Raw genomic sequence first — 8,072 nt, forward strand, 5'->3', positions numbered from 1 at the left:
CGCATGATGCGGAAATCAACAAATCCCAATATAAAACTGTCCCGCTCAACAGCTACACCCTGTTTGACCGAGGGAAAACCATGCGTATATTTGCGATAGACGATAGCCCCTCAATCTTATCTTTTATCAAGCACGCCATCGCGGCCATCGACTCGTGCGAAATCCTGCCGTTTCTGGACCCTTCCCACGCACTCGCTGTTCTCAGGAGCCAACAAGCCGACCTGATCCTAGTCGACTACAACATGCCTGGCATGAACGGCATCGAGCTGATTTTGCAATTCCGGCAGTTGCCCAAAGCAAAGGACGTTCCGGTTATCATGCTGACCTCGGAGACGGACCCGACAATCAAGCTCGCGGCCATCGAAGCCGGGGTCACCGAGTTCTTGAACAAGCCGATCGACCAAGCAGAATTCGGCATCCGGGTTCGCAATCTTCTGTCACTGCGATTGGCTCAGCAAGCGCTTGCCGAGCGCGCAGAGGCGCTAGAAAAGGATATTGCCGCAGCCAGGGCGCGCATCGCAGCCCAGGAAAAGGAAATCATCTGGCGGCTGTCGAAAGCCATGGCCTGTCGCGACGGCGAGACGGCACTTCATCTCGAACGGGTTGCCGTGATCGCCAGAATGGTCGCGGAAGAACTCGGCATCGACGCAGCCACATGCGAAAAGATCTATCTCGCCAGCCCTCTGCACGATGTCGGAAAGATCGGCGTTTCCGATTCGATCCTGCTCAAATCCGGCCCTCTCGACGCAAGAGAAATGGACGAAATGCGCGCGCATGCCGCCTTCGGAGCCGAAATCCTCGAAGGCAGCGATAGCGACATCATACGCATTGCAGCCACGATCGCCGGCAGCCATCACGAGAAATGGGACGGCACAGGTTACCCGCAAAAGCTTGCCGCCGACAGGATCCCGATCGAAGGCCGAATCGTGGCGATCGCAGATGTTTTCGACGCCCTCTGCTCGGAACGTCCTTACAAAAAGGCCTGGCCGGTCGATGAAGCGCACCGTGAAATCCTGAGAGGCAGTGGCACCCACTTCGATCCCGACTGCGTCGCCGCTTTCGATCGCAGATGGGCCTCCATTCGCCCCCTCTATGCGAAGACGAGTGCACAAACGCCGCTCGCTCCTCCCGACACAGACAGCGCATCCACCGCTGTCGCTCAAGCCGAAACCACACTGGAAACAGCAGCATGACCGAGAATTTGAAGACGCTCCGCCTCGACGGCGCACTGACGATAAAGACGGCCGCCGAAACCCGCGAAGCCATGCTGGCCGCCTTTGGTGAGGCAAAGGCAAGCAAGAGCCCAGTGGAAATCGACATTTCCGAGAATTGCGACTGTGACCTGACGTTGCCGCAGCTTCTCCTGTCTGCGCAAGCGACAGCTGCAAGGGATGGCATCGTCCTGCGCATCCGCGCCCCTCACCGGGGACCGTTTCTCACCACGCTAGAACGGGCAGGCCTCGCTGCGGCGTTCGATGGTGATTCACTGACAATCATGAATGGAGACCAGAGATGAGCGCAAACATTCTCACCGTAGACGATTCCGCCAGCATCCGGATGACGACCCGGATCGCGCTCACCAACGCGGGCTACAATGTGACCGAGGCGGTTGATGGCGCAGACGGACTGCAGAAGTTGAAATCCGGCAACTTCGATCTGATCGTGACGGACCTCAACATGCCGAACATGGACGGGCTGACGATGATCCGCAACCTGCGCCAGTTGCCGGCCTATATGGGCACGCCCGTTATCTTCCTCACCACCGAATCGGATGGCGACATCAAGCAGCAGGCCAAGGCCGCAGGTGCCACGGGCTGGCTCACCAAGCCTTTCGACGCAGACAACCTCACCAAGATTGCACGCAAGGTCCTCGGCCGATGAACAATCTCGATCCCATAGCAGTCTTCCGCACGGAAGCAGCGGAGCAACTGGAGGTCATCGAAGCGGGCCTACTCGACCTGACCCGAGACCTCAATGACAAGGCGCAGATTGATGCAGTCTTCCGCGGCCTGCATACCCTCAAGGGATCGGGCTCGATGTTCGGTTTCGACCAGCTCGCCGCGTTTACCCATCACTGCGAAACAGCCTTCGACCGCGTCCGCAAGGGCGAAGCCCCGGCAACCAGCGAACTGATCGCCGCCGTTCTCGATGCGCAGGGCCACATGCAAGCCCTGCTTGACCAGCCCAATGGCGATCATGATGCCATGAGCACCAGACTGCTGGAGCAGTTGCACAAGGCTGTCGGCCGCGAGGTCTCGAGCGCAAGCCACGCGACCGCCGGCAAACCGCAAGCAGCAGCTGCCGAGCCGACTATGCGCACCTGGCAACTCGACTTCCGCCTGCCCGCCGATTCCATGGTCAACGGCACCAATCCGCTCGGCCTTATCGACGAACTGCGCGAGTTGGGCGAATGCAGGCTGAGCGTCACCTCCGATCAACTGCCATCCCTCGATGCCATGGATCCGACCCAGCTCTATCTCGGCTGGAATGCGACCATCATCACCGACAAGCCGCGTTCCGAGATCGAGGATGTCTTCATCTTCGTCATGGACGAAATGGTGATGGACCTGAAGGATGTGACGCCGCCATCAGCGTCTGTCGCTTCGGCATCAATGCTGGCACAACCAGCAGAAACCCACCCGAACGAGACGCCTGCGGCCCGCGCGGAACAGCGCGCAGCGGCAGCCGATGCCAAGTCCCAGCGGCAGTCGGACAATGTCCGCGTCCCGGCCCTGCGCCTCGACGAAATGATGGACCGCGTCGGCGAGCTGGTGATTGCGCAATCACGACTGAGCCAGATGGCCGGGTCTCTCGTCGACCTGGGACTGCGTTCCGTGTCGGAGGAAATCGAACGGCTCGCAGGCGAACTGCGCGACACGATGATGGTGCTGCGCATGATGCCGGTTGCGAGCCTTTTCAGCCGCTTCCGTCGCCTCGTTCACGATCTCGCCCGCGAGACCGGCAAGGAAATCGAGCTGGTCACGACAGGCGAAACCACGGAAGTGGACAAGACGGTCATCGACCGGCTTGCAGATCCGCTAGTCCACTTGGTGCGCAACTCCATCGACCACGGACTGGAACTGCCGCAGGATCGCATCGCTGCCGGAAAACCGGCCGTCGGTCAGGTCGTCCTCTCTGCCCATCAGACCGGCAGTGAAGTGGTGATCACCATCAAGGACGACGGCCGTGGCATCGACCGTGCCCGCGTTCGGGCAAAAGCCGAGGCCAATGGGTTGATCCAGCCTGGACAGTCCCTGTCGGACCAGGAATTGCTGCAGCAGATCTTCCAGCCCGGCTTCTCCACCGCAGAGAAGGTGACCAACCTCTCCGGTCGCGGCGTCGGCATGGACGTGGTCAAGAAGACCATTGAGGCGCTGCGCGGCTCGATCGACGTCAAGAGCGACGAAGGCTTCGGCTCGGAGATTGCGCTGCGCATTCCTCTGACACTCGCCATCATCGATGGTCTCCTCGTGCGGGTCGGCAATGGCAATTACGTCATCCCACTGTCAGCGGTTGAGGAGTGCCTCGAACTCTCCCTCGAAGAAGACCTCCGCTCGCGCGGGCGCAGCTTCATCTCGCTGCGGGACGATCTCGTTCCATTTCTTCGTCTCCGCGAGCTCTTCCGGACCGGCAGCCAGCCAGATCCCTATCAGAAAGTGGTCGTCATCACGACCGGGCGCGAGCGCGTCGGTCTCGTCGTCGACCAGATCATCGGTGACCACCAGACGGTTATCAAATCCATGTCCAAGCTGCATGACCAGGTGACGTCCTTCTCCGGCGCCACGATCCTCGGCGATGGCAATGTCGCCCTGATCCTCGACGTCGCCCATCTGATCGCGGCCGGACAGCAACAGGAGGCGCAATTGCGGGCTGCAGGATGAGCGAACAACACGCAAAATCAGACCACCGCGCGGTCTTCATGGGCGCGGACGATCTCTCGGTTCTGACCTTCACGCTGAATGGCGAGACCTTTGCCATCGAAGCAACGATCGTCCAGGAAATCCTCGACCTGCTGCCCGAGACCAGCGTGCCAGGCAGCCTGCCCTTCGTCGGCAGCGTCATCAATTTCCGTGGCAAGGTCATTCCGCTGGCCGACATTCGTGTCGCCTTCGGCATGGAAGCCGGAGAAGTGACGATCGATAGCCGGATCGTGGTGACGGAACTCGCTCTCGACGGTGAGCTCTCTTTGATCGGCATTCGCACCGACAAGGTCCACGAAGTGACCCGCCTGCCGGCTTCGGCGAGCGAGCCACCGCCGATCGTGGGGATGCGCTGGCGCCCGGATTACATTCATGCCCTCGTCAAGAGGGAAGGCGAATTCATCATTCTTCCGAACCTGCAGGCGATCTTCGCCTCGCAGCGCGGATCCACCATCTCAGCGACAGCTTGATAGAAAGCGAGGGGACCATGCGCTTCACGATCAAACTTAAACTTCTTCTGGCATTCGGCTTCATCATCACCATGCTCGTGGGTACCGCGATTTACAGCGTGCAGAGCATTGCCGATGTAAACACCCATTGGAGCAACACGCTTGACGGCCCGGCGTCGCGGTTGAGTGCCGCTCAGGACCTCAACATTGCCCAGCTGCAGCAGGTTCGCCAGCAGAAGAACATGCTGGTTTCGACCTCGATCGAGGAAACCGAGAAATACATCGTCAACAGCGACAAGGCGCGCGCCGAATATGATGAGACTTTCGGCATCATTCTCGGCAAGGCGACTGAACAGGGCATGGTCCTCTGGAACAAGCTGAAGGGCCTTACTGCCGAATTCCGCAAGCAGGACGACCAGATCCGCAGCTTCGTCCTTGCTGGTAACATCGAAGCCGCTTCGCGCATCTCAACCACCACGGCCCGCGCCGCGACATCCCAGATCGACGAACTTCTGGCCGAAGTGTTCCAGCTGGAGCGCGAGCGCCTTGCTGCAGCCAGCAAGAATGCGTCGGATGAATATGTGAACATCCGCTCGGTTGTCATCGGCCTCGCCGCCGTCGCCTCGGTTGCCGCACTCGCAGCCGCACTGTGGATCATCATCTCGATCAGCCGCGGTATCGGCACGGCCGTAACCACGGTGCAGCGCGTGTCTGAGGGTGACCTGACCAAACTCGCGGAGATCCGGACAAGCGACGAAATCGGCATGCTGCTGGGTCATGTGAATTCGATGGTCGAACGTCTGCGAGCCGTCGTCGGCGATGCTCTCTCCGCYTCGGAAAACGTCTCCKCCGGCAGCCAGCAGCTGTCTTCCGGCTCTGAACAGCTCTCGCAAGGCGCGACCGAACAGGCCTCGTCTGCCGAAGAGGCCTCGGCTTCCATGGAAGAAATGGCGGCCAACATCATCTCGCGTCTTCGGCCGAAATCTGTCGTGGTGAGCCTTCACCCTGGCTCGGNCCGGCAGCCAGCAGCTGTCTTCCGGCTCTGAACAGCTCTCGCAAGGCGCGACCGAACAGGCCTCGTCTGCCGAAGAGGCCTCGGCTTCCATGGAAGAAATGGCGGCCAACATCAAGCAGAACGCCGACAACGCCGCACAGACCGAGAAGATCGCCCGCCAGTCTGCAGCCCACGCGGAGGAAAGCGGCAAGGCTGTCGACAAGGCTGTCAGCGCCATGCGCACGATCGCAGAGAAGATCTCGATCGTCCAGGAGATCGCCCGCCAGACCGACCTGCTCGCTCTCAACGCTGCAGTTGAAGCGGCCCGTGCCGGCGAACATGGTCGCGGCTTTGCCGTCGTCGCTTCGGAAGTGCGCAAGCTTGCCGAGCGCAGCCAGGCGGCAGCGGCCGAAATCTCCGGCCTCTCCAGCGAAACCTGCCGCGAGCAGGACATCGGATCGAGCCAGATCAACGAGGCGATCCAGCAGCTCGATAAGGTGACCCAGCAGAATGCCGGCGCGTCCGAAGAAATGTCGGCAACATCTGAAGAACTGGCAGCACAGGCAGAAGAACTCCAGGCCTCGATCGCCTTCTTCAAGGTGGATGGCGCGAGCAAGACGGCAGGTGGAAATGGTTCGCAGCAGGTCAAGCAGCTGAAGGCCGTCGCAGCCAAAATGGCGAGCCACGCCCCGGCCAAGCGCCCGGCGGCCCGCCCAAGCGCCGGACCATCGAAGAGCCAGGGCTTCGCGCTCGACATGAGCATGGGCGGCCCTGACAGCGACGACGCCGATTTCCGGCAAAGTGCCTGAAAACCAGGCCAAACGCCTCCATCCTGCCTGCTGAGGCAAGCATGGAACGGCGCGCAATGATGTCGCGCCACAAGCATCGGGGACGCTCTCCGATGTCAGCAAAGCGGGGAAACCGGGTCGCGTGCGAGTGCGTGTATCGGTCTTCGCGAAGAAAAAATTCAAAGGTCGTTTTAGACCAATATTGTTGATAGATCACACTTTCGGGGACGACATGCGCTTCACAATTAAACTTAAGCTCGCCCTTTCATTCGGGTTCATGGTCACGCTGTTGGCAGTTCTCTCAGCCTACAGCCTCGTCAGCCTGAGCACGGTCAATGATAATCTTGCAGGCATGGCAGAAGGCCCGGCAAAGCGGCTGGAATATGCGCTGACGATTGACGGGAACTTTTCCGAAATCATCCGGCAACAAAAAAATGCCCTGCTGGCGAAATCCACCGACGAATCCCAAAAATTCCTCAAGGTCTCGGAAGAGTTGACTGCGGACGGCATTGAAGTCGCTAAGAACGGCCTTGCCATCGCAACGGTCGAAGATCAGCAGACGTGGCTCACCATCGGTGAAGACATGAACAATTTCGCCTCGAAGGCCGTCGAGTTGAGAACGCTCGTCACCTCGGGGGATATTGTCGGCGCCATCGACTACTCGAACGGCGACCTCCGGTCGATCAACAAGTCTGTCACAGCATCGCTAGACAAGCTCGTTGGCATTCAGAAGCAGCAGATGGAGAATACCAAAAGCGAATCGGCCGAGAATTACCGTGACGTTCGTTCCACGATGATTGTCGCTGTTAGCGTTGCAGTTCTCTTTGGCATCGGTGTCGCGATCTGGATTGCCCTCAGCATCATTTCGGGCCTTAAGAAGATCCAGGTGGTCGCAGAAGCCATTTCGATCGGCGATCTTGATCAGGACGTAGAGCTTAAGAACAACGACGAAATCAAGGATCTGGTCGATACGATCAACGTCATGACCAGCAACCTGCGAAAGACCGCAAATGTGGCCGACCAGATCTCCAATGGCGACCTGACAGTCACGCCTGCCCCCGCATCCGAAAAGGACACGCTGGGCATCGCTCTCCGCAACATGGTGGAACGCCTGCGGGCCGTTGTGAGCGACGCGATTGCAGCATCGGAAAATGTTTCGACCGGAAGCCAGCAGCTGTCCTCAGGCTCTGAACAGCTCTCGCAGGGCGCGACCGAACAGGCCTCGTCTGCCGAAGAGGCCTCGGCTTCCATGGAAGARATGGCGGCCAACATCAAGCAGAACGCCGACAACGCCGCACAGACCGAGAAGATCGCCCGTCAGTCTGCCGCCGACGCTGAAGAAAGCGGCAAGGCCGTCGACAAGGCTGTCAGCGCCATGCGCACGATCGCCGAGAAGATCTCGATCGTCCAGGAGATCGCCCGCCAGACCGACCTGCTCGCTCTGAACGCTGCTGTTGAAGCAGCCCGCGCCGGTGAACATGGTCGCGGCTTTGCCGTCGTCGCTTCGGAAGTGCGCAAGCTTGCCGAGCGCAGCCAGGCGGCAGCGGCCGAAATCTCCGGCCTCTCCAGCGAAACCCGGGGAAAACATCGGGCGAAGGCAGATGGCAATGCCACAGCCCCACGATTGATTNGAACATGGTCGCGGCTTTGCCGTCGTCGCTTCGGAAGTGCGCAAGCTTGCCGAGCGCAGCCAGGCGGCAGCGGCCGAAATCTCCGGCCTCTCCAGCGAAACCGTCTCGGTTGCCACCCAGGCCGGCGAGATGCTGACGCGCCTCGTGCCCGATATTCGCAAGACTGCCGAACTGGTCTCGGAAATCTCGGCCGCCTGCCGCGAGCAGGACATCGGATCGAGCCAGATCAACGAGGCGATCCAGCAGCTCGATAAGGTGACCCAGCAGAATGCCGGCGCTTCGGAAGAAAT

7 protein-coding genes and 2 pseudogenes are annotated in these 8,072 nt (G+C 60.1%); all 9 read left to right on the forward strand.

Annotation, left to right across the window (positions count from 1 at the left end):
* Nucleotides 1-80: 80 nt before the first annotated feature.
* Complete coding sequence (locus ASE36_RS20370) at nucleotides 81-1,193, forward strand: HD-GYP domain-containing protein (RefSeq protein ID WP_062284254.1); 1,113 nt, start codon at nucleotides 81-83, stop codon at nucleotides 1,191-1,193.
* The gene (locus tag ASE36_RS20375; RefSeq protein ID WP_062284256.1) at nucleotides 1,190-1,516 is read left to right on the forward strand and encodes an STAS domain-containing protein; all 327 of its coding nucleotides are present in this window, start codon (nucleotides 1,190-1,192) and stop codon (nucleotides 1,514-1,516) included. The genes ASE36_RS20370 and ASE36_RS20375 overlap by 4 nt, the downstream gene beginning before the upstream one ends.
* A complete protein-coding gene (locus tag ASE36_RS20380; protein ID WP_062284258.1) occupies nucleotides 1,513-1,881 on the forward strand; it encodes a response regulator in 369 nt (122 codons plus the stop codon). Before ASE36_RS20375 ends, ASE36_RS20380 begins: the two co-directional genes overlap by 4 nt.
* The gene (locus ASE36_RS20385; RefSeq protein WP_062284260.1) at nucleotides 1,878-3,881 is read left to right on the forward strand and encodes a chemotaxis protein CheA; all 2,004 of its coding nucleotides are present in this window, start codon (nucleotides 1,878-1,880) and stop codon (nucleotides 3,879-3,881) included. Before ASE36_RS20380 ends, ASE36_RS20385 begins: the two co-directional genes overlap by 4 nt.
* Nucleotides 3,878-4,390, forward strand: coding sequence for a chemotaxis protein CheW (locus ASE36_RS20390; RefSeq protein WP_062284263.1), 513 nt, complete (start codon nucleotides 3,878-3,880; stop codon nucleotides 4,388-4,390). The genes ASE36_RS20385 and ASE36_RS20390 overlap by 4 nt, the downstream gene beginning before the upstream one ends.
* 17 nt (nucleotides 4,391-4,407) lie before the next feature.
* Nucleotides 4,408-5,383 (forward strand): methyl-accepting chemotaxis protein (locus tag ASE36_RS22950; protein ID WP_156669301.1); only part of this gene is annotated, 976 nt, incomplete at its 3' end.
* Nucleotide 5,384: 1 nt separating this feature from the next.
* Nucleotides 5,385-6,172 (forward strand): annotated as a pseudogene (locus ASE36_RS22955) (methyl-accepting chemotaxis protein); the annotation flags it as partial.
* Nucleotides 6,173-6,383: 211 nt separating this feature from the next.
* Nucleotides 6,384-7,781: methyl-accepting chemotaxis protein (locus ASE36_RS22690; protein ID WP_156669302.1), on the forward strand; the 1,398-nt coding region annotated here is incomplete at its 3' end.
* A 1-nt stretch (nucleotide 7,782) separates the two neighbouring features.
* A pseudogene (locus ASE36_RS22695) lies at nucleotides 7,783-8,072 on the forward strand (methyl-accepting chemotaxis protein); the annotation flags it as partial.

The sequence above is a fragment of the Rhizobium sp. Root274 genome, from assembly GCF_001429245.1.
Taxonomy (GTDB): Bacteria; Pseudomonadota; Alphaproteobacteria; order Rhizobiales; family Rhizobiaceae; genus Allorhizobium.

Bases quoted from the DNA above. Each gene is read 5' to 3' on its own strand.
- ASE36_RS20375 (WP_062284256.1), top strand. From the start codon at position 1,190: ATGACCGAGAATTTGAAGACGCTCCGCCTCGACGGCGCACTGACGATA.
- ASE36_RS20385 (WP_062284260.1), top strand. From the start codon at position 1,878: ATGAACAATCTCGATCCCATAGCAGTCTTCCGCACGGAAGCAGCGGAG.
- ASE36_RS20370 (WP_062284254.1), top strand. From the start codon at position 81: ATGCGTATATTTGCGATAGACGATAGCCCCTCAATCTTATCTTTTATC.
- ASE36_RS20390 (WP_062284263.1), top strand. From the start codon at position 3,878: ATGAGCGAACAACACGCAAAATCAGACCACCGCGCGGTCTTCATGGGC.
- ASE36_RS20380 (WP_062284258.1), top strand. From the start codon at position 1,513: ATGAGCGCAAACATTCTCACCGTAGACGATTCCGCCAGCATCCGGATG.